General features: G+C 71.0%; 18 protein-coding genes and 1 pseudogene. 12 read left to right on the forward strand and 7 right to left on the reverse strand.

Features of this window, described 5'->3' with window-relative positions; translation table 11 throughout:
- Positions 1-47 precede the first annotated feature (47 nt).
- The 5 genes and pseudogenes from IZR01_RS54030 (at position 48) to IZR01_RS01495 (ending at position 4,768) form a co-directional block, all read left to right on the forward strand.
- Positions 48-1,013, forward strand: a pseudogene (locus IZR01_RS54030) (ABC transporter ATP-binding protein).
- A 263-nt stretch (positions 1,014-1,276) separates the two neighbouring features.
- Positions 1,277-1,978, forward strand: coding sequence for an ABC transporter permease (locus IZR01_RS01480; RefSeq protein WP_194922585.1), 702 nt, complete (start codon positions 1,277-1,279; stop codon positions 1,976-1,978).
- On the forward strand, positions 1,978-2,811 hold the full coding sequence (locus IZR01_RS01485; RefSeq protein ID WP_194922586.1) for an ABC transporter permease: 834 nt from the start codon (positions 1,978-1,980) through the stop codon (positions 2,809-2,811). Before IZR01_RS01480 ends, IZR01_RS01485 begins: the two co-directional genes overlap by 1 nt.
- A gap of 47 nt (positions 2,812-2,858) precedes the next feature.
- Positions 2,859-4,100 (forward strand): sensor histidine kinase, encoded by a 1,242-nt coding sequence (locus tag IZR01_RS01490; protein ID WP_194922587.1) that lies wholly within the window; start codon positions 2,859-2,861, stop codon positions 4,098-4,100.
- Positions 4,097-4,768, forward strand: coding sequence for a response regulator (locus tag IZR01_RS01495; RefSeq protein ID WP_194922588.1), 672 nt, complete (start codon positions 4,097-4,099; stop codon positions 4,766-4,768). The genes IZR01_RS01490 and IZR01_RS01495 overlap by 4 nt, the downstream gene beginning before the upstream one ends.
- 96 nt (positions 4,769-4,864) lie before the next feature.
- Here the strand turns inward: IZR01_RS01495 and IZR01_RS01500 are convergent, their stop codons facing one another.
- Positions 4,865-7,648 (reverse strand): AfsR/SARP family transcriptional regulator, encoded by a 2,784-nt coding sequence (locus tag IZR01_RS01500; protein WP_194922589.1) that lies wholly within the window; start codon positions 7,646-7,648, stop codon positions 4,865-4,867.
- A gap of 338 nt (positions 7,649-7,986) precedes the next feature.
- Here IZR01_RS01500 and IZR01_RS01505 point away from each other — a divergent pair, with 338 nt between their 5' ends.
- Both IZR01_RS01505 and IZR01_RS01510 read left to right on the forward strand, forming a co-directional pair.
- Entirely contained in the window at positions 7,987-9,090 is a 1,104-nt protein-coding gene (locus IZR01_RS01505) for a ThiF family adenylyltransferase (protein ID WP_194922590.1), read from the forward strand.
- Positions 9,087-10,367 (forward strand): hypothetical protein, encoded by a 1,281-nt coding sequence (locus IZR01_RS01510; protein WP_194922591.1) that lies wholly within the window; start codon positions 9,087-9,089, stop codon positions 10,365-10,367. The genes IZR01_RS01505 and IZR01_RS01510 overlap by 4 nt, the downstream gene beginning before the upstream one ends.
- Positions 10,368-10,429: 62 nt before the next feature.
- Here the strand turns inward: IZR01_RS01510 and IZR01_RS52050 are convergent, their stop codons facing one another.
- Positions 10,430-10,558 (reverse strand): hypothetical protein, encoded by a 129-nt coding sequence (locus tag IZR01_RS52050; protein ID WP_267254737.1) that lies wholly within the window; start codon positions 10,556-10,558, stop codon positions 10,430-10,432.
- 151 nt (positions 10,559-10,709) lie between these two features.
- Between IZR01_RS52050 and IZR01_RS01515 the strand changes: the two genes are divergently transcribed.
- Positions 10,710-14,480, forward strand: a complete 3,771-nt coding sequence (locus IZR01_RS01515; protein ID WP_194922592.1) for an AfsR/SARP family transcriptional regulator — start codon at positions 10,710-10,712, stop codon at positions 14,478-14,480.
- Positions 14,481-14,665: 185 nt separating this feature from the next.
- Complete coding sequence (locus IZR01_RS52055) at positions 14,666-14,797, forward strand: hypothetical protein (RefSeq protein ID WP_267254738.1); 132 nt, start codon at positions 14,666-14,668, stop codon at positions 14,795-14,797.
- 160 nt (positions 14,798-14,957) lie between these two features.
- Here the strand turns inward: IZR01_RS52055 and IZR01_RS01520 are convergent, their stop codons facing one another.
- The 3 genes from IZR01_RS01520 to IZR01_RS01530 form a co-directional block, all read right to left on the reverse strand.
- Positions 14,958-15,926: a helix-turn-helix domain-containing protein gene (locus IZR01_RS01520; protein ID WP_194922593.1), complete on the reverse strand. Its 969-nt coding sequence runs from the start codon at positions 15,924-15,926 to the stop codon at positions 14,958-14,960.
- A gap of 141 nt (positions 15,927-16,067) precedes the next feature.
- On the reverse strand, positions 16,068-17,516 hold the full coding sequence (locus IZR01_RS01525; protein ID WP_194922594.1) for an aldehyde dehydrogenase: 1,449 nt from the start codon (positions 17,514-17,516) through the stop codon (positions 16,068-16,070).
- Between the two features lie 113 nt (positions 17,517-17,629).
- A complete protein-coding gene (locus IZR01_RS01530) occupies positions 17,630-18,547 on the reverse strand; it encodes an SDR family NAD(P)-dependent oxidoreductase (RefSeq protein ID WP_194922595.1) in 918 nt (305 codons plus the stop codon).
- 76 nt (positions 18,548-18,623) lie between these two features.
- On the opposite strand from IZR01_RS01530, the gene IZR01_RS01535 reads away from it, so the two are divergent.
- Positions 18,624-19,163, forward strand: a complete 540-nt coding sequence (locus IZR01_RS01535; protein ID WP_194892530.1) for a TetR/AcrR family transcriptional regulator — start codon at positions 18,624-18,626, stop codon at positions 19,161-19,163.
- Between the two features lie 173 nt (positions 19,164-19,336).
- The gene (locus IZR01_RS01540; protein WP_194892529.1) at positions 19,337-19,816 is read left to right on the forward strand and encodes a hypothetical protein; all 480 of its coding nucleotides are present in this window, start codon (positions 19,337-19,339) and stop codon (positions 19,814-19,816) included.
- Between the two features lie 87 nt (positions 19,817-19,903).
- On the opposite strand, the gene IZR01_RS01545 is transcribed toward IZR01_RS01540, so the two are convergent.
- Positions 19,904-21,097 carry an FAD-dependent monooxygenase gene (locus IZR01_RS01545; protein ID WP_194922596.1) on the reverse strand — a complete coding sequence of 398 codons (1,194 nt, stop codon included), beginning with the start codon at positions 21,095-21,097 and terminating at the stop codon, positions 19,904-19,906.
- A 67-nt stretch (positions 21,098-21,164) separates the two neighbouring features.
- Between IZR01_RS01545 and IZR01_RS01550 the strand changes: the two genes are divergently transcribed.
- Positions 21,165-21,734, forward strand: coding sequence for a TetR/AcrR family transcriptional regulator (locus tag IZR01_RS01550; protein WP_194892527.1), 570 nt, complete (start codon positions 21,165-21,167; stop codon positions 21,732-21,734).
- A 48-nt stretch (positions 21,735-21,782) separates the two neighbouring features.
- On the opposite strand, the gene IZR01_RS01555 is transcribed toward IZR01_RS01550, so the two are convergent.
- The gene (locus tag IZR01_RS01555) at positions 21,783-22,823 is read right to left on the reverse strand and encodes a LacI family DNA-binding transcriptional regulator (RefSeq protein ID WP_323746872.1); all 1,041 of its coding nucleotides are present in this window, start codon (positions 22,821-22,823) and stop codon (positions 21,783-21,785) included.
- Between the last annotated feature and the right edge of the window lie 93 nt (positions 22,824-22,916).

Genomic DNA, 22,916 nt, shown 5'->3' on the forward strand with positions numbered 1-22,916 from the left:
GATGGTCGTGTCCCTAGCGTCGAGGTCATGAGCAGCGGGAGGCCCTCATGATCGAGGCGAAGGCATTGACCAAGCGCTACGGCGGCAAGACCGCGGTGGACGGTATCGACTTCCAGGTCCGTCCCGGGCTGGTGACCGGCTTCCTGGGGCCCAACGGGGCCGGCAAGTCCACCACCATGCGGATGATCCTCGGTCTGGATCTGCCCACGGCCGGGACCGTCACCGTCGACGGTCGGGACTACCGGGGCAAGGTGTGGCCGTTGCACGATGTCGGCGCTTTGCTGGACGCGCGTGCGGTGCATCCAGGCCGCTCGGCGTACAACCATCTGCACAGTCTGGCCGCCGCCAATGACATCGGCCGGGCGCGCGTGGACGCGGTGTTGGAGCAGGTGGGGCTGACATCGGTGGCGCACAAGCGGGCCGGCGGGTTCTCGCTGGGGATGGCGCAGCGGCTGGGGATCGCCGGTGTGCTCCTGGGGGATCCGGGGACGATGTTGTTCGATGGGCAAGCGGTGCTCGCGCGGCAGTAAATCACAGCGTTGGATCCGGACGGCATCCTGTGGATCCGTACCCTGATGCGGTCGCTGGCCGCCGAGGGCCGCACCGTGCTGGTCTCCAGCCACCTGATGAGCGAGATGGCGCTGACCGCCGACCACCTGCTGGTCATCGGACGCGGCAGACTGCTCGCCGACACCCCGCTGTCCGAGCTGATCGCGCGGCATTCCGCTGAGCGGGTCGAGGTGCGGGCCGCCGATCCGCGGCGGCTGGCCTCGGATCTGCGCGCGGTCGGTGCGCGGGTCGCGGTGGAACCGGACGGCACGCTGGCGGTCACCGCGATGGGCTCGGTCGGGATCGGCGAGCTGGCCGCCGCGCGGGGGCACGTGCTGCACCAGCTGCATGACGTGACCGCGTCGCTGGAGCAGGCGTACTTCCGGCTCACCGGCGAGAGCGTCGAGTACCGGGCCCTGGAGCCGAGGGCCTCGGAGCCGAGGCCGGAAGCGGTGCCGGCGTGAACGGCCGCGCGAGCACAGCCGCAACAGCAGCGGCGGCCGTAGCCGCGACAGCAGCGGCGGCCGTAGCCGCGACAGAAGCCGCAGCCGCAGCCGGAACAACACAATCAGCCGCAGCCGCAACAACACCACCATCATCATCAGCAGCCGCCGTCCGCCTGTCTGGCGCGGGGCCAGATGCCGTATCCACTGCCTCCGCCGCCACCAGGTTCCGCGCCACCGCCCGCAGCGAATGGATCAAGTTCCGCTCGGTCCGGTCGGGGCCCGTGGTCCTGGCCGCGACCCTGCTGGCCATGGTGCTGGGCGCCTGGCTGGTGAGTGCCGGCTTTCACAGCGGCTACACCGCCGCCGACCGGGCGTCCTTCGATCCCGGGGACGTCACCCTGCGGGGCGTCATCGCGGCACAGCTGCTCGTCGGCGCACTCGGCGTCGTCACCGTGACCGGCGAATACACCAGCGGCCTGATCCGCGCCACCTTCATCGCGACCCCGCAGCGCCGTCAGGTGCTGGCGATGAAGGCCCTGATCTTCACCACTGTCGTGGGGGTGTGGTGCACGGGGCTGTCCTTCGTCGCATTCTTCGTCGGCCGGAGCTTCCTCACCGCGCCGGTGCCGCCTGTCGGCCTCGGCGATCCGGGCGTACCGACCGCGGTCCTCGGCGGCGGCCTGTATCTCACCGGGGTCGGGCTGTTCGGGGTGTTCCTCGGGGCGCTGCTGCGCCGCACGGCTGCCGCACTGGCCGCGTTGGTCGGCGTCATGATGGTGCTGCCGGTGGTCCTCGCCCTGCTTCCCGGCAACGCCGGGGCGCTCGTCAGCGAGTACTCGCCGGCCGGAGCCGGCTTCCAGATCTGGCACCTCGTCCACAGCGGCCACAGTCTCGGCGCCTGGCCGGGTTTCGCCCTCTTCACCGCCTACGCGGCAGCCACCGCGGCGGCGGCGTTCGTCACGATCCGAAGGAGGGACGTCTGATGTCCTCGTCCGCCTCCCTCGCGGTTCTGCCGCCTCCGGCCCGGACCGCCTCGCGCACGCGCCGGGCCCGGGCCGTGCTCACCGCCGAGTGGATCAAGCTGCGCTCGCTGCGGTCCCTGCCCGTCACGCTGGTCGTCGCGGCCGTGTTCGGTATCGGCCTGGCCGCCTTGGTCTGCGCCAACTACGCCGCGCACTGGAAGGACGTCAGCGCCGCCGATCGGAACACGTTCGACCCGCTGACGGTCAACTTCGGCTTCCTGCGGATCGGCGTGCTCTTCTTCGGCGTGCTCGGCGCCCTGGTCGTCACCAGCGAGTACGGCAATGGCCTGATCCGCACCACCTTCGCCGCGACGCCGCAGCGCGGCCTGGTCCTCGCGGCCAAGGCCGCCCTGCTGGGAGCGCTCGCCCTGGCGGCGTCATCAGTGGTCTGCTTCGCGGCGTTCTTCGTCGGACAGGGTCTGCTCAGCGGGCACGTGCCCACGGCGCACCTCGGCGGCCCCGGCGTGCTCGGGCACATCCTCGGCGCGGTGGCCTACCTGACGGCCGCCGGGCTGTGCGGCGTCTTCCTCGGCGTCCTGGCTCGCGGCACGGCCGTGGCCATGACCAGCGTCTTCGCCCTGTTCCTGATGCTGCCGGTGACGGTCGACGAACTGCCGCACACGGCCCTGTGGCGGCACACCGTGCCGTACCTGCCGTCCAACCTCGGCGAGGCCATCTGGCACTCCCACACCGACGGCCTGCTCACCGCCGGCCCGGCCTGGGCCCTGCTGGCACTCTGGATCGTCGGCCTCGGGACGCTCGCAGCGCTGTGGCTGCGGCACCACGACGCCTGACAAGCCCTGACAAGCCGACCGGAGGCGACGCGGGCATGATGGACTTCGTGACCACGGGCACAGGACGCCAGGCCGGCATGGACTGGCTGGTCTGCGTCCTGGCGGCGGCGGCCACCGGCCTGGGCGCGACCGACACACTGGCCTCCTGGCTACCGCACCCGGCGATCCCGGCGCTGGCGGTACTGCAAGGTGTGATCCTGCTGGCCAGGCGGCGCGCGTCCGTGCTGACGCTGGCCGGGACGACGGCGGTCGCCCTGCTGTTGACGGTCGGCGGGTACCCGGCCGGCGGCGCGGCTGTGGGCACGTTCTTCGCAGCCTACGCCGTGGCGATGTACTGGAGCGGCGGGCCTGGTCGCGGCGACGTCGAGCGCGCAGAACACACGGGGCGTGCGCGGTTCCCGGTGGGGAGCGCAGCCATGGTGGCAGCCGCCGCGTTGGCGCTCTCCGCGGCGAACCTGGCGCCGGATGCGCGTGGTAACGGGCTCAACAGCGTCGGACTGGCCGTGCTGTCGGCGTGGATCCTTGGTTATGCACTGCGTACTCGGCGTGCCTATGTCGCCGAACTGGTGGAGCGGGCGGCCCGGCTGGAGGCGGAGGAGGGCGAGCGGGCGGCGCGGGCTGTGGCCGAGGAACGGTTGCGGATCGCCCGGGAGCTGCACGATGTCGTCGGGCATTCGATCAGCCTGATCACCGTGCAGGCCGAGGCGGCGACGCGGTCGGTGCGGACCAACCCGGACGCGGTGCCGCCCTTCCTGGCGACGATCTCGGCGACGGGTCGCGAGGCGTTGGCGGAGATGCGGCGCGTGCTGGCCGTCCTGCGCCCGGACGCCGAGCCCGAGATGAGTCCGCAGCCGGGGCTGGACGACCTGGGGGAGTTGGTGGCGCGGTTCGAGGACGGCGGGCTGCGGGTCCGCTTGGACGCCCCGTTAGCCGAGTTGCTGCCCGAGTTGCCGCCCGGGGTCGGGCTGGCGGTGTACCGGATCGTCCAGGAATCGCTGACCAATGTGCTCAAGCACGCGGGCCCCGGCGCGACGGCCGTGGTCGCCGTCGAGCCCGGCGCCGGATCGGTGCTGGTGTCAGTGCTCGACGACGGCCGGGGGCCGACCGTGCCCGCATCCGGTGCCGCCCACGGCATCGTCGGGATGCGCGAGCGGGTCGCGGTCTACGGCGGCACCCTGCGCGTCGGCCCCGGCCCCAGTCCCAGTCCCAGTCCCGGCACCGGCACCGGCCCGCGCCGCGGATTCCAGGTGCGGGCGGTCATCCCGCTGCCCGAGGAGGAATCCCGATGATTATCAGTGTCCTGATCGCCGACGACCAGCGCCTGATCCGCTCCGGGCTGCGCGCCATCATCGAGTCCGAGCCCGGTATGGAGGTCGTGGGCGAGGCCGCCGACGGCGCCGAGGCGGTCGAGGCGGTCCGCCGCCTGCGCCCGGACGTCGCGCTGATGGACATCCGCATGCCCCGCTTGGACGGCGTCGCCGCGGCCCGCTCCCTGAGCTCGGGCCCCGGACCGCACCCGACCAGGATCCTGATGCTCACCACTTTCCACCTCGACGACTACGTCGCACAGGCCCTGCGCGCCGGAGCTTCGGGGTTCCTGCTCAAAGACGCCACCGCCGACCAACTCCTGGAGGCGGTCCGCGTGGTCGCCGCGGGCGAGGCCATCCTGGCGCCCGCGGTCACCCGGCGCATGCTGGAGCGAATCGCAGCCGGCCGCGCGGACGCCGCCGCCGACGGTGCCGACTTGCGAGAGCGGCTGTCCGTGCGCGAAGTGGACGTGCTGCTGCTGGTCGCCCGGGGCCTGTCGAACGCCGAGATCGGCGCCGCGCTGCACCTGGCCGAATCCACCGTGAAGTCCCATGTGCAGAACATCCTGGCCAAGCTGGGCCTCCGGGACCGGCTGCAGGCCGCGGTCGCCGCGTACGAGTCGGGGCTGGTTCATCCGCGAGGAGGGTAGCGGGCAGCCGTGGGAGCCCGTTCGGCCGAGGGGAGCAGGGTGCTGATCCTGGCCACGCTCGACGGTCGAAGGCGGCGGTGAACCGCGGGCGGTAGATCAGCCCTGCCCGGCGGCTCCCTGCTTCGTCAGGGCCAGCGCCTCGGCGCGGGCGTCTGCGGCCTCGCGCTCCTGCGCGTCGCCGCCGAGCCCGTCGGCGATGGTCGCGAGCCGTTCGAGGTTCTCGATCAAGCCGGGACGGCTCGCGATGGTCCGCATCACTGCGACCGCTTCGCGTGCGTACTGTGCGGCTTGGGGGAAGTCGCCGAGGCCGCTGTGTGCGTCGGCCAGGGTCCCCAGGACGGTCCCGAGGTCGATGTCCGGCTCCGGCCGAAGCCGACAGAGCTCTACTGAGGACAGGCCGTATGTGATCGAGTCCTCGTATTGGCCCAGTAGCAGGTGGAAGTTGCTGAGGTTGGCGCGGGCGGTGGCTTGGGACTCCACCGACCTGGACAGCGTGAGCACCTCCTGGAAGTACGCCTGCGCCTGGTCGGGCCGACCGGCCTGCATCGAGGCGATCCCCAGGTTGGACAGGATCCCGCCGAGGCGTTCCACGTCGCCCTGCTCCCTGCGGATCTCGGCACTGCGTTCGAGGTGTGTGAGGGCCTCGTCGGGCCGGCCGGACGAGGCGAGTGCGGTGGCCAGGTTGTTGCGGACGACAGCCTCGGCGTCCTCGTCGCCGTGCTCGCGGGCCGCCGCGAGGGCGAGTTCGTTGATGGTGATCCAGCTTTCCAAGTGCTGCTGCTGGTTGAAGAACGTCCAGGTCGAGCTGGACAGCCGCCGGATCGGTTCCAGGAGCGCGTACTGCGCGGCCAGTCGTGCCACCTCGATGAGGTTCGCATGCTCCCGCTCACCCCAGTCCACCGCGTCGGCCTGGTCTTTCGGGACGTGGATCGGGGCGATGCCCTCGTGCGGCGGCTCGTCGATGTTCCAGCTCGCCGCGCGAAGCACCCGCTCCATCGCCGCGCTGGACCCGGCGTACCAGGACACGATGCGGGCGACAGCCGCGCGGCGCTCCTCTTGGCCGACCACGTCACGGGCACGGTCGGCGGCGAACTCGCGAAGCAGGTCGTGCAGGACGTACCGCCCACTCTGCGGTGAGAGCACCATGTTGACGTCGAGCAGGTGTTCCATGAGGTACTCGGCTCGCTCCGGCGTCCGCCCCACGAGGGAGGCGATCGCGCCGAGGCCGAGGTCGGCACCGTTCCACAGGCCGAGCAGACGGAAGGCCGCGGCCGCCTCGGCGCCGACGTCCCCGCTCTCGGTGAGGCCGGCCAGACCGATCTCGAAGCTGGCCGCCACGCTGTGCCCGCCGAATTCGAGCTCTGCCAGGCGGCGGTTCGCCAGTTCGAGGCGGGCGGCGAGGTCCTCGACCCGCCAGTGCGGCCGGGCGGCGAGCCGCCCGCCGGCCACCCGGATCGCCAGCGGGAGGTCCGCGCAGGCCTCGAGGACGGAGTCCGCGGCTTCAGGCTCGGCCGGCACGCGCTCGCCGCCGGCGATCTGGTCCAGGAACTCGCGCGACGCCGCGCGGCTGAGGCCGCCGAGCGAGATCCGCCGGCTGCCGGGCGGGCCGAGCAGCTTGTGCCGCACGGTGACCACGACCGCGCAGCCCGGGGAGGCGGGCAGTAGCGGGTCGATCTGCGCGGCATCGCCGGCATCGTCGAGCAGGATCAGCACCCGCTGATCGGCCAACAGGGCGCGGAAGAGCGCGGCGCGCGCCGCCGCGCCGGCCGGCATCTCCGCCGAGGGCACACCGAGTAGGTGCAGAAACGACCCGAGAACGGTGCTGGGCTCGACCGGATGCGGGGAGGTGCCGCGCAGGTCTGCGAAGAGTTGGCCGTCGCCGTACGCCGCGGCGGCCAGGTGCGCGGCGTGCAACGCGAGCGCGCTCTTGCCGACGCCCCCCATGCCGTCGATCACGACCGCCCTTGCCGCGCCGTCCGTGGGCTCGGTCCGCAGAACCGCGAGCAGTTCGGACAGCTCTGCATCCCGGCCGGTGAAGTCCGTGGTGTCTCTGGGCAGCGACTGTGGTCTGGGCCGAGCCGGCCCCGGGGTTTTCGCCTTGGTCCGGCCCGCGGCCGGCTTCGGGCTGGTTTCGACGCGCAGGATCTCCTGCTGTAGCTCTCTGAGTTCGGCGCCCGGCTCGATGCCCAGATCGCCTACGAGAACGCCGCGCAGGCGTTGGTAGACCTCGAGCGCCTCGGCGCGGCGGCCGTTCGCCACGAGCGCCGACATGAGCAGTGCGTGGGTGTGCTCCCGATGAGGGTTCTCGACCGCTGCGCTGCGCAGAGCCGAGATCGCCTCGTCCCCGTGGCCCTGCGCGAGCCCGGCGCGAGCGAGCAGTTCGACCGCCGCGACGCGGGCCTCGGCCATGGCGGGCCGCTCGTCTCTGCGCAGCCGTTCGGAATCCACGTCGGACAGCGGAGTGCCGCGCCACAGGGCCAGCGCTTCGGAGACGTTCTGCGTCACGGTCGGCCACTCGCCGCGTCGAGCGGCCGCGCGCCCGCTCCGGCACAGTTCCTCGAAGATCGCCCAGTCGAGCTCGGTGGAGCGGTCCACGTGGATGCGGTAGCCCGCCGCCGCGTGTTCGACGCGGTCCGCGGCCCGGTCCAGGAGACGGCGCAGTCGCATCACGTGGCTACGCAGGGTGATGGCCGCTCCGGACGGCGCTTGCTCTCCCCACACCAGGTCGATGAGCTCGTCGGCACTCAGGAGGGTGTTCGGCCGGCACAGCAGCGCGGCCAGCAGGGACCTGGCGCGGGCCGAGTGGATCGGCACCGGGGTCCGCGCGATCCGTATCTCGACCGGTCCGAGCAGACCGAACCACAGCCCGTCATCCGTCATGGCGCTCCCCTTTCCACGCAGGCTCAACCGAGGCTCAACCGGCACCCTAGAGGATCTTCGCCACGGGAGCACCGGGTCCAGACCATGTCCGAGTCGCGGTTGCACTCCCGCCAGATCCGTATTTCCACAGCTCCGAGGGGGTGACAGAAGATGCAGAAGATCACGATTCGCAAGCTGGACAAGCTTGAGGCGACCGTGCACCCGACCGCGGTCGGCGGCGGCGGCTGATCCACTCTCCGCCTGCGCCGTCCCCGAGGGGCGGGTCCGCCGAGACCCACGGGACCCGGGGACGGCACAGGCAGAGCACCTCCAGGTCCGCACCCGCCCGAGGAGTCAGCATGATCCGTCCCCGCATAAAGCCCGGACACGCACCCCAGTCGCGGGCGAACGGCGCCCTCTGGTTCGGGCCCTGGGTCCACGGCATGGCCACCGAGCTGAACGATTCCAGCGGTGTGCTCGCGGCACTGTGTGCCCGGCTCGACGGCAGTCGTACCCGGGAAGAGCTCGTCGACGACGTCGTCGCGGCCGTCGGGGCACAGGCCGACCGGCACGACGTCGCCGAGGTGCTCGACTTCCTGATCGGCTCCGGGTGGATCCTGGACGCGGACGCGCCGATCCCGCCCGAGCTCACACCCCGCGACCTCGACCGCTACCGGCGCGGCATCGAGTATCTGGAAACAGTCAACTTGCGGCCCGGCACCGACGGATACCGCATGCAGGCCCGCCTGAAAGCCAGCTGTGTCACGGTGCTGGGCGTCGGCGGGGTCGGCAGCGCCGTCGCCGCGAACCTCGCCGCCTCGGGCATCGGTCGCCTGCGATGTGTGGACCAGGACGTCGTCGAACTGTCGAACCTGAGCAGGCAACTGCTCTACACCGAAGCCGATATCGGCCGGCCCAAGGTCGAAGTCGCCGCGCGGCGGTTGCGTGCGGCGAACAGCGACATCGAGGTCACCGCCGTGAACCTGGCGTTGGACGGACCCGAGACCATCGCGAAGGCGGTCGCCGGTTCCGACGCCTTCGTGCTCTGCGCGGACCAGCCGCGCGGCACGATCAGGATGTGGGCCAACGATGCCGCGTACCGGACAGGCATCCCATTCCTGAACGCGGGCTACACCGGTCCGGAATTCACCATGTCGACCTTCATCCCGGGTACCACGCCGTGCGCCTCCTGCCATCTCGCGCAGGTCCATGAGCAGGCCCGGGCGCTCGGCCTGCGGGTCGAGGAGCTCGACGCGGGGGACAACAGGGTGATCGCCTCCTCGGCCCAGATCTCGGGGCACTACCTGGCTTTGGAGACGATCCATCTGCTCACGGGCCTGCCGGTGCAGACCGCCGGCCGGCAGTTGCAGCGGTATCTCATCGACTACGACCAGCACCGCTACACGGACGCGGTGGCCCGCCCGGACTGCCCGGTCGGTTGCGGCGACCTGATCCGCGGATGAGCGCGCAGACCGACGGCTCCGCGCAGATCGGCGATTCGGCGCAGACCGGCGACTCAGCGCAGACCGGCGACCCGGCGCTCACCGGGCAGTCCGTCGTCCGCCTCCACGAGCTCGTATTCAGACCGGAGGGCGCGGGATGGATCGTCGGGCGCGCGGCCACCGGTGAGTTCGTGGAACTGCCGGACGAGGCGAAGACGGTGCTCGATGTGCTCATCGCGGGCGGGACCATCGGCGCGGCGAAGAGCGCGGCGGACGCGCGGCACGGCACGGACCTCGACGTACTCGAATTCACCGAAGCGCTTGTCGAGCTCGGATTCGTGGCCGGTGTAGACGACCGGACGGTGCGGGAGCAGGATCAACGTCCGCCGAGTCTGCCCTTCCTGCGTCCCGGGCACGTGCGGTTCGTCTTCACCAGACCGGTCGCGGCCGTGGTCGCGGTCTTCGTGGTGTTCGGCCTCGTGATCGGCGTCCGGCACGACGCGCTTCCCACCTACCGGGCGTTCTTCGCGCTGCCCGAGCCGGGGCTCAACGATCTGATCGGGCTCGCTCTGGTGGCCGCGGCGGTGGCGATGCACGAGTTCTGGCACCTGGCGGCCGCGCGGGCCGCCGGCGTGAACGCGTGGCTCGGCTGGAGCACGCGGCTGGTGTTCCTGGTCGCGCAGACCACGGTGCCCGGGCTCTGGGGCGCCGATCGGCGCATCCGGCTGCGCGTGTTCTTCGCCGGCCTGGTATCGGACGCGGTGGTCGTCTCGGCCTGCCTGCTCACCGCGGCGTACACCGGCGGGAACGGTCTCGTGCACCGCTTGGCCGAACTGCTCTGCCTCAGCGTCCTGTTCTCGATCTTCGCTCAGTGCTACGTCTTCATGCGCACCGATCTCTATCTCGTCGTGCAGGAACTGACGAGGTGCAAGAACCTTTATGCCGATGCGCTCGAACATCTGCGGTGGCTCGGCAGACGTTGGCGCGAGCGCACGCGCGGCGGCACGGCGGCGGGCCCCGATCCCGTGGACGCGCTCCCGGTCCCCGAACGGCGCTCCGTCCGCGTCTACTCGGCCTTCATGGCCCTGGGCACCGCGGCCGCTCTCGCAGTCTTCGGCTGCTATCAGCTGCCGATCGTCATCTCGACGATCGTGCGCGCCGTCGTGGAGATCGACCACGCGACCCGGGCGGACGCCCCGGCGCGCGTCCTGGACGGCGTGGTCGCCCTGTCCGTCGTGGCCGGCATGCAGGCCTTCACCATCCGTACCCTTCTGCGCCGCCGCGTGTCGCGCCGGTGAGCGCGGGCGAGGCACGGATCCCAGTGATGTTCGCCGGCTTGGATCCGCGCCTCGCCCGGCCTCTAGCAGAGGTCGCAGTGCGTACGGTCCGGCCGCACCGTTGCCGCGGACGCCGTCGCGGCGCCGGCCGCGCTGGTGAGTACCAGTGCGCAGACGGCGACGGCGACCCTGCGGAACACCTTGCTCTTCAAAGTGGCCTCCTCGATCTACGTGTCGTTCATTGTCTGGGTGCTGATTTCCTGCTCATCGTGACAAATGCCTGCCACAGCGCTGCAACGGCTCGTGCAACAGAGGCAACATACGTTGACGGCGGGTGGGCCATATCAAGTGAAGGGGGCCACGATGTGGTTCGGCGTGCTCGGGCCGACGACCGTCCTCGACGACGATGGTGCGGAGGTGGCGCTCGGGCGGGGGATACCGCGGACCGTGCTGACGACGTTGCTTGCCAGTGCCAACCGGGCCGTGTCCGCGGATCGCCTCGCGTCAGCAGTGTGGGGCGATGAGCGCCCGCGATCGGCGGAGGCGTCTTTGCGCAACCACATGGCGCGGCTGCGCCAGTGGCTGGGCGCGGCGGTCGGCGGGCGGATCCGGACGGCATACCCGGGCTACCGCATCGATGTGCGCGATGGTGAGCTGGATGAACAGGTATTCGACGTCCGCAGCCGACTCGGACATCGGGCGCTGGCGTCCGGCGATTGGGCCACTGCCGCCGCGGAACTGGCCGGAGCACTCACACTGTGGCGCGGCGATCCCTACGCCGATCTGGCGGCCGGCGCGTGGAGTCGGCCGTACATCCAGCAACTCGAGGAATCCCGGATGCTGGCGTGGCAGGCTCGCATCGACGCCGACCTGCATCTCGGCCGGCACCGGGGGGTGGTGCCCGAGCTGTTCGCCCTCACCGCCGAACATCCCGTGCGCGAGGCGCTGCACGCCCAATTGATGCTCGCCCTGTATAGGTCGGGCCGCCAGGGTGAGGCACAGGACGTCTTTCTCGCTCTGCGGCGCAGTCTGGTCGACGAACTGGCCGTGGAGCCGTCTGCCGAGGTGTGCGACCTGCACCGCCGCATCATCTCCAATGATCCCGCGTTGGAGGCCGAGGCAGGCCCAGACGTGATCGGAACCGTGGAGCCGTCGGCGCCGAGCTGGTCGCCACCGGCACCGCCTCCGCGCACGAGCCACTTCGGCGGACGCGGTCCTGGTGACGTGAGGAGGTTCAACATACTCGGGCCGCTGCTCATCGAAGACGGGGCTCGCGAAGTCCGGCTCGACGGCCCGCGGCATTCGAAGGTGCTCGCCGCGTTGCTGCTGGAGCCGAACCGCGTCGTCGAGCTGCGCCGGCTGACTGAGGCCATGTGGGACGGCGAGCAGCCGGCCACCGCGGTGCGCCAAGTACGCGACGCCGTTTCCGCGCTGCGCCGCGCTCTCGGCGCACAAGCCAGCGCGGCGGGCCTGATCAGTACGCACGAGCAGGGATATCGGATCAACCTGCGCACCGACGAGCTCGACCTGCTCGAATTCGAACACCACATGCACGACGCGCAGCGGTCGTCCGCCGACGGCGGCGAGGGTGCCGGGCAGGAGAGGATCGCCGCTCTGCGCGCCGCCCTGGGCTGCTGGCGGGCACCGGCACTGGCCGGGATCGCCAGTGCCGCGCTGGCAAACTCGGCCGCGCTTCTCGACGAGCGCAGGCTGTGGGCCCAGCACGAGGTGATCGATCTCGAACTCGGCCGGCGCCGGCACCGCGAGGTCGTCAGCGAGCTGCGCGGGCTGATCCGCCTGCATCCCTTCGACGAGTGGCTCGTCCGGCAGGGCATGCTCGCCCTCTATCGATGTAGTCGGCGCGCTGAGGCCCTGACCCTCTACCGCGAGCTGCGTACGCGCCTGGTCCAGGAGCTCGGTGTCGAGCCCGGGCATGAAGTCAGGGAGCTGCGACAGCGGATCCTGGGCGACGACGAAGGGCTCATGGTGCCCGATGCGTCCGGCCCGGCCGCCGACACCGGACCCGCGGCGGACGCGCCCGATCGGGAACAATCCCGCACCCGGGAGCGCCGCGAGTCGGACCCGCCCGCCACCGGCCCCCTGGCGCAGCTGCCGGCGGACGTCGCGGACTTCTGCGGGCGCGAGCGTGAGACCGTCGAAGTGCTGCGGGTCCTGCGCGATGAGTACGGGGGACCAGGCCGGGTCCCGGTGGCCGTGGTCATCGGCGGCGGAGGATTGGGAAAGACCGCGTTGGCGGTGCACGCGGCCCATCTTGCCGCGCGGGACTTTCCCGACGGCCAGCTCTTCGTCGACCTGCGCGGCGCCGGATCCGCCGCCGGACGCGACCCCGGCGACGTGCTCGCGTCCTTCCTCGGTGCCTTCGGCGTGCCGTCCGGCGAGCTGCCCCCGGACGTCGAAGAACGGGCAGCCCGCTTCCGAGCCGTGCTGGGCGGGCGCCGCGTGCTGATCGTGCTCGACAACGCCCTTGATCCGGCTCAGGTGCGGCCCCTGATTCCGCCGGCCGGCTGCGCGGTGTTGGTGACCAGCCGTGGCCAACTCTCCGGCCTGGCCGGGGGACACCGGCTGGACTTGGAGCTGCTGCCGTCGCCGGACGCGCTGAGCCTGCTGGAGCGCATCGTCGGCACCGACCGAACCGGTTCCGAGCCCGTCGCCGTCGCCTCGATCCTCGACAGCTGTGCGGGGCTGCCCCTGGCCCTGCGCATCGCCGGAGCGCGCTTGGCCGAGCGGCCCTCGCGCACGCTGGCGTGGTTCGCGCAGCTGTTGGCGGATCGGCGGCGGCGCCTGGACGAGCTGTCCGTGTCCGACCTGGCGGTGCGGGCCTGCTTCGAACTCAGCTATGCCCAGCTGCCCGGTTCGGCTCCGCCGGCGGGCGACCGTCTCGGCGTCGACGTCGCCCGCGTGTTCCGCGTCGCGGCCTTGACTCCGGCCGTGATATTCGATGTCGCGGAGGTGGCCGCGCTGCTGGGCGAGGGGTATGCGAGCGCGGATGTGGAAGCCGCGCTGGAGCGCCTGGTCGACGTCCATCTGATCGCCGATCACGGCGACGGCCGTTACGCGTTCCACGATCTGGTCCGGTCCTACGCGCTGCGACTGCTGGAGGAGGCCGACGTAGGCGACGAGTCGGGTGCGGCGTCGCGTCGGCTGTTCAGCTGGTACGCCATCGGTCTGGATGAGGTGACGGAGGCCTTAGAGGGCAGACGCTCGGTGCTCGACATCGGGCCCGAACCCGGCACGCCGCCGCTCCCCGGCTTCTCCGACCGCCACGCGGCGGTGGCCTGGTGCGCCCGGTATGCCCAGGCTCTGTCCGGCGCCATCGACAAGGCACCGGCGGTCGGTAGGCCGGACCTCGCGGGCTTCATCGCGGTCGAGGCGATGGCGTACGTCCTGGCGGACATGACCGTCGACTGGCGCGACTGGCTGCAACGCGCGCTGCGCGCCCAGCTCGGCCGCGAGGACAAGCGGATGGAGGCCTGGCTCCGGCATCGCTTGGGAGTGTGCCATGGCATGTGGGAACGTGCCGAACAGTGCGTGACCGAACTCGAACGCGCCCTGGATCTGCATCGGGTGTGCGGGGATCGCCTGGGGGAAACGATCGTGCTGCACAACCTCTCGAACGGCTATGCGCTGCTCAAACAGTTCGACAAGGCTTTGGAACACGGCCGCCTCGCCTTGGCGTACCTCGCGGAGCAGCCGGAACTAGGCGCGAACACGGCCCGGAAGGCGCGGATCCACACCGCCGTGGCGGACGCGTACCTCAACCTTCACGACTACGAGGGCGCGATCAGGCACTACCAGCGGGCCATCGAGCTGCTACCGCCTGGCTCCCGCGACGTCGTGATCAGCCTGAACAACCTCGGCGACACCTATCGGGCGCTCGGGCGGTTCCGGGAGGCGGTGGCCTCCATCACGGACTCGCTGCGCCTGGCCACCGTTCTCGGCGACCGGTATCTGCAGGCTGACGCGCAGCACACCCTCGGCAGGGCCTTCGCCCACTTCGACCGCCCGGCCGGCGCGCGCACGTGCTGGCAGCAGTCGCTCGCCGTCTTCCAGGAGATCGACTTCGCCCCCGGTATCGAACGCGTTCTGGCGAGCCTTTCCGGACTGGAGCAGTGACAGCGGATCGGAGGTCGCCGGTGGTGTCCGGCCCGCGCGGGTGTCCAACTTCAGGGATCGAGCATCGCGTAGGACTGAAGTAGATTGCGGCGGTCGGCAGGTGGACCGCGGGGAGAGCTGCGAAGCATCGACTCGTCGGGCACGATGCCGGAATCCCATTCCCCTGCGCTCATGAGGTGGTTGACATGTCCAAGCTCCGCAAGGCGTTCCGTATCGTCGCCGTCGCCGGCGTGCTCACCTGGACCGGCGCCGCCGTTCTGGTACCCGCCTCCGCGTCGACGACGCCCGCAGTCGTACCGTGCGGCCTGTGCGCCTGAGCAAAGCGCGCCTTCCGCTCCAGGGCTGGGTGTCCGGCCCTGGAGCGGGCAAGAGCGCCGGGTAGTCGCGTGGCCCGTTGTCGCCAGAGCGGCCGACCCGTGTCCGGCATCGGAGATTCCGGACTTGGACGCCTTGTGCGATGCACCCTCGGTCCTGAACTCAGGCTGCGGACGTGTCCTCGCCAGTGGCCGCGTCGGCCCCGCTTTCCGCTTCTCGCAGGGCCGCCTGGGAAGCGAGCGCCTGCCACCTTTCCGAGGCGGCCAGCGCCAGGTGCCGGAACAGGGTCAGGTCGTGTACCGGCACACATTCCACCAGCGTCTCAGGCTGCTGTTCCAGCAGCGGGTAACTCCCGAGCACGCGCAGCAGGAGTCGGCCACGATCGGTGAATCGGAGCGCGGGGTCGGCCACCAGCCTTCGATGACACAGACGTGGGTCGGGGCCGGACGCGTTGCTCTCGCGCGGCTCCGCGCCTGACGGCTCAGCCGGCGTCCCTGCGCGACGTACCGCACGGACGGTCTCCGGTGAGACACCGGCGAGCGCGGCGATCGCGCGCAGCGAGGCGCCGGGGTTCTGGGCGATCAGCCGCGCCACCTCCAGGCGGCGCGCTGGCGCGTCCACAGGACGCACCCTCCCATCCAGTCCGATGCGCCCGTCATACGGGTAGCCGCCGATTTCCCCGAGTGTGTCACCGAGCCCCACGCGCACCGCGGCGACGGTTTTGTCCGACAGGCCGGTGATCTTCGCGATGCGGCTGTTCGACCACTGAATCCGCAACCGGATGATCCGGGCAGCCGCCACCTTGCGCTCACGCAGGGACAGCGGGATACCGTGCCTGACGTTCGCTCGCACGGCCAGGATGAATGCCTCGGCGTTGTCACACTCGTAGTAGCGGACTGCGATGCTCACGTCGCCGCGCAGCCTCGCCGCACGCAGTCGGTGCGCTCCATCGATCACCCGGCGCGACGGCCACTGGACCATCAGCGGCGGGAAGGCCTCCTCCTGCTCCGCGAGCAGGCGCACCATCTGCTCGTCGTGACCGGTCAACCGCGCGCTCAGACCGTCGGATAGCGAGTCGAGCCGAACCCGCAGAGTCGGACCGCCCTCGGGCACCGTCTCGTCCGCCGACATCAGCCGCCCCCTCAGGCCGGAACCACTGGGCCTCCCGCTATGCGGAAGGCCGTGCCAGCGTAGGGATGCGAGATCTAGAACCGTCCTAGAACGCTCCTAGGCGCCAGGAAGGACAAGGGCTGTCAGGAAGGACAAGGGCTGTCAGGCCGGGACCGTGATCGTCTTGTGCTCGACGTACTCAGCCAGGCCGACGGCTCCGTATTCGCGGCCGATGCCGCTGGTCTTGTAGCCGCCGAACGGGCCGTCGAAGCCGATGGGCGCGGTGTTGACGGTGAAGGTGCCGGTGCGGATTCGGCGGGCGATTGCTAGGCCGTGCTCTGCGTCGGCGGTCCATACGCCGCCGCTGAGGCCGTATTCGGAGTCGTTGGCGATGCGGACGGCGTCGTCTTCGTCGTCGAAGGGGATGACCACCAGGACCGGGCCGAAGATCTCTTCGCGGGCGATCCGCATGCTGTTGTCGACGTCGGCGAACAGAGTCGGCTTGATGTAGTTGCCCTGTTCCAGGCCGGCGGGGGACTCGGGCCCGCCGGTGACCAGGCGGGCGCCTTCCTCGATGCCGAGGCGGATGTAGGACCGTACGCGTTCTTGCTGTTCGGCGCGGACCAGCGGGCCGATGAAGGTGTCGTCCTCGGACGGGTCGCCGACTTTCAGGCCTTCCAGCAGGTCTTTGAGGGCGGCGACCACCTCGTTGTAGCGGCTGCGCGGTGCCAGTACACGGGTCTGTGCGATGCACGCCTCGCCGTTGTTCGCCAGCGCGGAGTACCGCAGCGCGGGGACGGCCTCGTTCAGGTCCGCGTCGGGCAGGATGATCGCCGCGGACTTGCCGCCGAGTTCCAGGCTGACCCGCTTGAGCTGCCGGCCGGCGACGGCGGCGATGGAACGGCCCGCGCCGGTCGAGCCGGTGAACGACACTTTGTCGACGCCGGGATGCGCGACCAGGTATTCGCTGGTCTCCTTGCCGGCCGGCAGAATGCTGACGACCCCCTCGGGCAGTCCCACCTGGTCGAAGATGTCTGCCAGCAGCATGATGCTCAGGGAGTTCTCCGGCGAAGCCTTCAGGACCACGGTGTTGCCGGCCAGCAGCGCCGGGATCATCTTCGCCAGCGCCGCCGAGAACGGCGAGTTCCACGGAATGACCGCGGCCACGACGCCGATGGCCTCGCGGCGTACCACGCTGCGGAAGGCGGCGTCGGGCACGGAGGACAGGAGCGTCTCCTCCCAGCCGAACTCCCGGGCCCCCTTGAGGTAGCCCAGGGCCTGCCGCGTCAGTCCGCCCTGGCCGGCCCGGTTGAACCACAGCGGATTGCCGCGCTCCCGGGTGATCAGTGCCGCGATCTCATCGGCGCGTGCCTCGCGGAGTTGGTTGAGGCGCACGATGAGGTCTTGGCGCTGCTGGGGGGTCGTGTGTGGCCAGGGGCCCTGGTCGAAGGCCCTGCGGGCCGCCGCGACCGCGCGGTCGACGTCGGCTGGCTGGCCCTGGACGGACTGGCCGACCAGGGACTGGTCGTGGGGGGAGCGGATGTCGAGCGGGGTGGGGTCGCTCGGGTCGGTCCACAGACCGCCGAGGTAGAGCTTGTCTCGGAGTATCACGATGCTGTCTTCTTCCTGTCTTGTGGCGTGAGGGCTGTGGTCGGCTGTGCGTGGGGGCTGTGGCCGACTGTCGTGGGGGGTTGTAGTCGGCAGCGAGTGCGGGCTGTAGCCGGTCATGGCTGGTCCGGCCGGACCATGCGGGCGACCTCCGTACTGGTGAAGTCGGGCAGGCCGTCTCGGTCCGTGGACAGACTCAGGTCGCGCCACGCGGCGTCCTGGGCCGCTCGTGCCGCCGCGATCCGCGGTGCCAGCCACACCGCGTCCGATCCGAGCAGCAGCCGGGTCGGCGGGTCGGGCTCGGCGGTCAGGCGCAGGACGACTTCGGCGATCCTCGCCGGGTCGCCGCGCTGCACATCCGGGTTGCGCTGGTAGGTCCGGGCGAAGCGCCCGACGGTCGGCTCGTACTCGGGGTGCCAGCCGCGGGTCGGCAGCGGCTCGTCCGCCCTCGCGGTGCGGATACCTCCCGGCTCCAGCACGGTCGCGTGAATCCCGATCGGAGCGAGTTCGCGGGCGAGGATCTCGAAGAACCCGCCGACCGCCCAGGCTGCCGTCTGGTACGCGGCCAGCCCGGGCTGCGCCCGGCGGCCCCCGATCGTGGAGATCTGCACGAAGTGTCCACGGCGGCGCGGACGAAGAATCGGCAATGCCGCGCGGACCAAGTGGATGCTGCCGTACAGGTTGGTCTCGATCGTGCGGCGCCATTCCCGCTCAGCCATGTCCTCGACGGATCCGACTCCGCGGTAGCCGGCACTGTTGACCACCACGTCGAGCCCGCCGAACGCGGTGACGGCTCGCCGCACCGCCTGATCGACGGCAGGGCGGTCGGTCAGGTCGAGCTCAGTGGTGATCAGGCGTCCAGTGGGGCTGCCGGTGGCCGCGACCGCCGCAACCGCCGCGACCGCATCGAGCTCGCAGAGTCCGTCGGCGTCGATATCGGCGGCCAGGACGTCATGCCCGGCCGCCAAGGCGGCACCGACCAGGTGCCGTCCGAGCCCGCCGGCGGCGCCGGCGACGAACCATGTCTTACTCATGCCGTGTCTCGCTCATGCCATAAACGCTACGTCGGTGTGACACTTAGTGCAACAAGCGCGATGCTAGTGTGTCGTTATGAGAGCCGACGCAGCCCAGAACCTGGACGCGGTCCTGCAGACCGGGGCGCGGCTGCTCGCGCAGAACCCGGCGACGACCATGGCCGCGATCGCCGCGGCGGCCGGAGTCGACCGACGCACCGTCTATCGCCGGTTCGCGAACCGGGAAGCGCTGCTGTCCGCCGTCTACACGGCGAAGCTCGACGCCTCCCAGGCGGTCCTGGACGCGGCGCGCCTGACGGAGGCGCCGGTGGCGATCGCGCTGCACGGTTACGTCGAGGCGATCATCCCGGTCAGTCGGCGCTGGCCGTTGGACATCCGGCGGATGATGAAGGACGACCCCGAGGCCGAGCGCCGGGCCGAGGAGCAGCGCGGTCGGCTGGCGGCGTTTCTGCGCCGAGCTTGCGACGAAGGGTTGATCAGGCCGGGCCTGCCCCCCGGGTGGGCGATGGCGCTGTTGGGCGGCATGGTCGACGACATGGCCCACGTGTTCGTCGACATCGAGCCGGGGCCGGCTGCCGATCTCGTGGTGGCTTCGTTGCTTCGTGGTGTCGGATAGGGCCCCGAGGCCGAGCTGACCGAGTGCGCCATGACACCGTGACTCGCCGAGGGCCTGCGGCTCCAGAGGACCGGTCCTGACAACGGGGCTCTAACCTTCGTCGTGGCCGTTGGCCCCAGGCCGCCGACAAGGTACTAGGGGCGATGTTTCTCGTCGCATCAGGGAGTTGACCCATGTCCATTCGTTCTCGCATTCCCGCGCTGGCCGGCGTCGCGTGCGCCGCGCTGCTCCTCGCCGGCTGTTCGAGCTCGGGCTCGATCGGCGGATCCGCGCAAGGCGGTACGGCCGGCCTGGTCGGCGGCACCACCGGCGGCACAACGGGCGGCACCACCGGCGGTTCTGGTGGCACGTCGGGCGGTACGGGCGGCACCGACGCCGGTTGCACCCAGGCGCAGAGCGCCATCGAGAACGCGGAGCAGGCCCAGTCCGAGATCTCCACCAACCCGCAGGATGTCGTGACCAAGGTCACCACGGACATGGGCCAGCTCCGGACCGCGGCGACCATGACTCAGAAGCCTGATGCCGCGTCGGCCATGAACAAGGTCGCCGACGACATGCAGAGCATCCTGACCCAGGCGCAGAGCGGGCAGAACCCGGACCCGTCGACCGCGCTGCACGACGCCCAGGCGGTCCTCACCGCCTGCGGAAGCTGAGCCGGAAACGTCCTGGCGTATCAGGGCTCGAACTCGCCGGCGGCACGGGCACTCCAGCTACACCTGGCCACAGTACGGGCCGTGGTTTCAGCGGGGCGGCATGTACTCCGGCAGGGGGCGGGCGTTCCTGGCTTGGGTGCGGCGCTCCATCGTGGCGGCGGCCTTCAGTAGCGGGAGGTGAGTCAGAGCATTGCGGAGGTGTTGGCCGGTCCTGGTTCTGGGGATCATGAGGCGCAGGTTCGGGCCGATCTGCTGCTTGGCGGTGACCAGGGGGCGTAGCGCGGCGTCGTAGCGGGCGAAGGCGCGGTGGTGGTGGCCTTCGGCGGCGGCGAGTTCGCCGGCCAGGCGGTAGGCCCCGACCATGGCCAATTCGGCGCCCGCGCCGGAGGCTGGGGAGGGGCACCAGGCTGCGTCGCCTACCAGGGCGACACGGTTGGTGGACCAGGACGGCATGTGTACCTGGGCGCAGGCGTCGAAGTAGAAGTCGGGGTCGGCCAGGGCCGAGTCGAGGAGTTCTTTGGTGTGCCAGGAGCTCTGGTCTTTGAACGCGTCGCTCAGCAGTTGCTTGTGAACGGACGGGTTTCGGTGGTCGTAGTCGAGCGGCGCCGAGCGGAAGGCGAAGTAGGCCTTGGCTTGAGCGTGGTTGCCTGAGCGGTAGATGCCGGCCATGCGACCCGGGGTGTTGAACATCGTGACGCAGCGGTCTTCGCCGAGGGCGGCGTCGGTGTTGGCGAAGGCGAAGTAGTGGTCCTTGTGCCGGATGAACCGCGCCGGCGGGCCGAAGGCCAGGCGGCGTACCTGGGAGTGCATGCCATCGGCGCCGACGACCAGGTCGAAGCGGTCCGCGGGGGCGTTGTCGAAGGTGACGGTCACGCCGTCCTCATCCTGTTCCAGTCGCTGAATGGAGTCGCCGAACAGGATCTGGGCGTCAGTCGCGTCGGTCGCGTCGCGGAGCAGGGCCACCAGATCGCCGCGCATGATCTCCACCGATTCCGGGTCCAGCGTCCGCATGTCGATGCGGGTGACGGCTCGGTCGGCGGCGTCCACGAACTTGATGCCGCGGACGTCCGCCGCCAGTTCGCGGATCCGCGGCATGAGGCCCATCCGTGCGGCCACTTCGCCGGCGTGTCCTCGGACGTCCACTCCGTTTCCGCCGGTGCGCAGGGTGGCGGCGCGTTCGACGACGGTGGGCCGGAAGCCGTCGCGGGCGAGCCAGTGGGCCAGGGTGAGGCCGGCGATGCTCGCCCCGGAGATCAGGACGCGTCGGTTCCGCTCGTTCACTGGGGGTCCTCGCGCTAGGCTATGTGGAACGTCCGTTCCAGTTGATTATCTGAAATGAGCATTCCACTTGTCAACGCCCGCCGAACCCAGAAGCCGGGCCGACGCCGTGCGCAACCGGCGCCTGGCCCTGGACGCGGCCACGGCGCTGCTGGCCGAACCGGATGCGACCCTCACCGTCGAGGCCATCGCCAAAGAAGCCGGCCTGGGCGCCGCGACCGTCGTGCGCGCCTTCGGCGGCAAGGACGCCCTGCTGGACGCCGCCGTCTCCGGCCTGCTCGAACCGGTCGTCCAGCGTGCCCGCGACCTGCTCGCCCAGACCACGCCGCACCAGGCGCTGCTCACCTTCCTGCACGAACTGATCGCCTTCCAGTCCGCGCACCACGCGATCAGCGAGCAGTTGGGCGGGCTGCGCCTGCCCGCCACCACCGCCCTGCGCGCCGACCTGGTCGCGGCTGTGGACGCGATGGTCGACGGCGCGCGGCGGGACGGCGCGATCCGCACCGATCTGGACCCCGCCGTCCTCAAGATCCTCATCGCCGAGACCACCCACGCCATCGCGCGCATCCGGCCCCCGTCGCAGGACCTCGCCGAGGCTTACCTCACCGTCCTGCTCGACGGGCTGCGCCCCGCGACCTGACGCCTGGGGCACGTTGACCTCACCGGGCGGCGCAGTTCTTCGGTGTGGCTAGGGCCGCGCTGAAGGCGCCGGAATCTCGCCGGACCCCCGAGCGATGTAGCGCGTCGGCACCACGCAATGCCGCGCCGGCCCCTCATCGCCGTCCAGCCGCGCGAACAGCAATCGCGCGGCCTCCAGCCCCAGGCGCGCCGGGTCCTGAGCGATCACCGAGACGCCCGGCGTCAGCAGATCGGCCAGGGGGAAGTCGTCGAAGCCGACCAGCGCGATGCGGTGTTCCAGCCCTGCTTCCTGGAGTGCGCGGCGGATGCCGATGGTGATCAGGTTCTGGCCGGAGACGAACGCGGTCGGCGGCTCCGGGCTGGCCAGCGCCTCGTGCGCGGCGTGCTCGGCGGCCTGGACGCTGCTCAGGCCGCGGCGGACCGGGGTGGCCGGGCCGACGGGGAAGATGTCCGAGAACCCGGCCAGGCGCTCGTCGGCGGTCCAGATCGTCGGCTGGTCGCCGAAGTAGGCGACCCGGCGGTGCCCGGCGGCGTGCAGTCTCGCGGCCGCCGCCGCGGTGCCCTCGCGGTTGTCGACGGTGACGGTGTCCACGCCTTCCAGGTCGACCATGCGGTCCACCGCGACCAGCGGTGTGCCGAAGATCCGCGCGGCGCGCAGTGCGTCGTCGGCTCGGCCGGTCGGGACCACGATCAGGCCGTCGGCGCGGCGGGCGGTGAAGGTCTCGACCAGGTCCCGCTCGCGGCTGGGGTTCTCGTCGCTGCTGCCGGAGAGCACCATGATCCCGCGCTCGGCGGCGGCGTCGGTGATCGCGCGCTGGAGTGCCGAGGAGAAGGGGTTCGCGACGTCCTCCAGGACCAGCGCGACCGTGTCGGTCCGGCGGTCGGCGCGGCGCAGGCTGCTGGCCGTGGCGTCGTGGCGGTAGCCGAGGTCCCGGGCGGCCTCGCGCACCTTCTCGGCCAACTCCGGGGCGACCCCCGAGACGCCGTTGACCACCCGCGAGACGGTGGCCAGGCCCACGCCGGCGCGGTCGGCCACGTCGCGCATGGTGACCCCGCGCCCGGCCCCGGTCTGCCGACGGCCCTGCGCCACGGTTCCCCCTGCCTCGCCGGACGGCGGTGTCGGTGTGGATGTCGATATCGGTGTCGGCGTGAGTGTCGGAAACGGAACAGTCACGATCAACAT

It is taken from the genome of Catenulispora pinisilvae (genome assembly GCF_015356865.1).
GTDB classification, from domain to species: Bacteria; Actinomycetota; Actinomycetes; order Streptomycetales; family Catenulisporaceae; genus Catenulispora; species Catenulispora pinisilvae.

Coding starts and splice junctions, on each gene's coding strand:
- IZR01_RS01485 (WP_194922586.1), top strand. CDS start 1,978: ATGTCCTCGTCCGCCTCCCTCGCGGTTCTGCCGCCTCCGGCCCGGACC.
- IZR01_RS01495 (WP_194922588.1), top strand. CDS start 4,097: ATGATTATCAGTGTCCTGATCGCCGACGACCAGCGCCTGATCCGCTCC.
- IZR01_RS01500 (WP_194922589.1), bottom strand. CDS start 7,648: ATGACGGATGACGGGCTGTGGTTCGGTCTGCTCGGACCGGTCGAGATA.
- IZR01_RS01505 (WP_194922590.1), top strand. CDS start 7,987: ATGATCCGTCCCCGCATAAAGCCCGGACACGCACCCCAGTCGCGGGCG.
- IZR01_RS01510 (WP_194922591.1), top strand. CDS start 9,087: ATGAGCGCGCAGACCGACGGCTCCGCGCAGATCGGCGATTCGGCGCAG.
- IZR01_RS01515 (WP_194922592.1), top strand. CDS start 10,710: ATGTGGTTCGGCGTGCTCGGGCCGACGACCGTCCTCGACGACGATGGT.
- IZR01_RS52055 (WP_267254738.1), top strand. CDS start 14,666: ATGTCCAAGCTCCGCAAGGCGTTCCGTATCGTCGCCGTCGCCGGCGTG.
- IZR01_RS01520 (WP_194922593.1), bottom strand. CDS start 15,926: ATGTCGGCGGACGAGACGGTGCCCGAGGGCGGTCCGACTCTGCGGGTT.
- IZR01_RS01530 (WP_194922595.1), bottom strand. CDS start 18,547: ATGAGTAAGACATGGTTCGTCGCCGGCGCCGCCGGCGGGCTCGGACGG.
- IZR01_RS01535 (WP_194892530.1), top strand. CDS start 18,624: ATGAGAGCCGACGCAGCCCAGAACCTGGACGCGGTCCTGCAGACCGGG.
- IZR01_RS01540 (WP_194892529.1), top strand. CDS start 19,337: ATGTCCATTCGTTCTCGCATTCCCGCGCTGGCCGGCGTCGCGTGCGCC.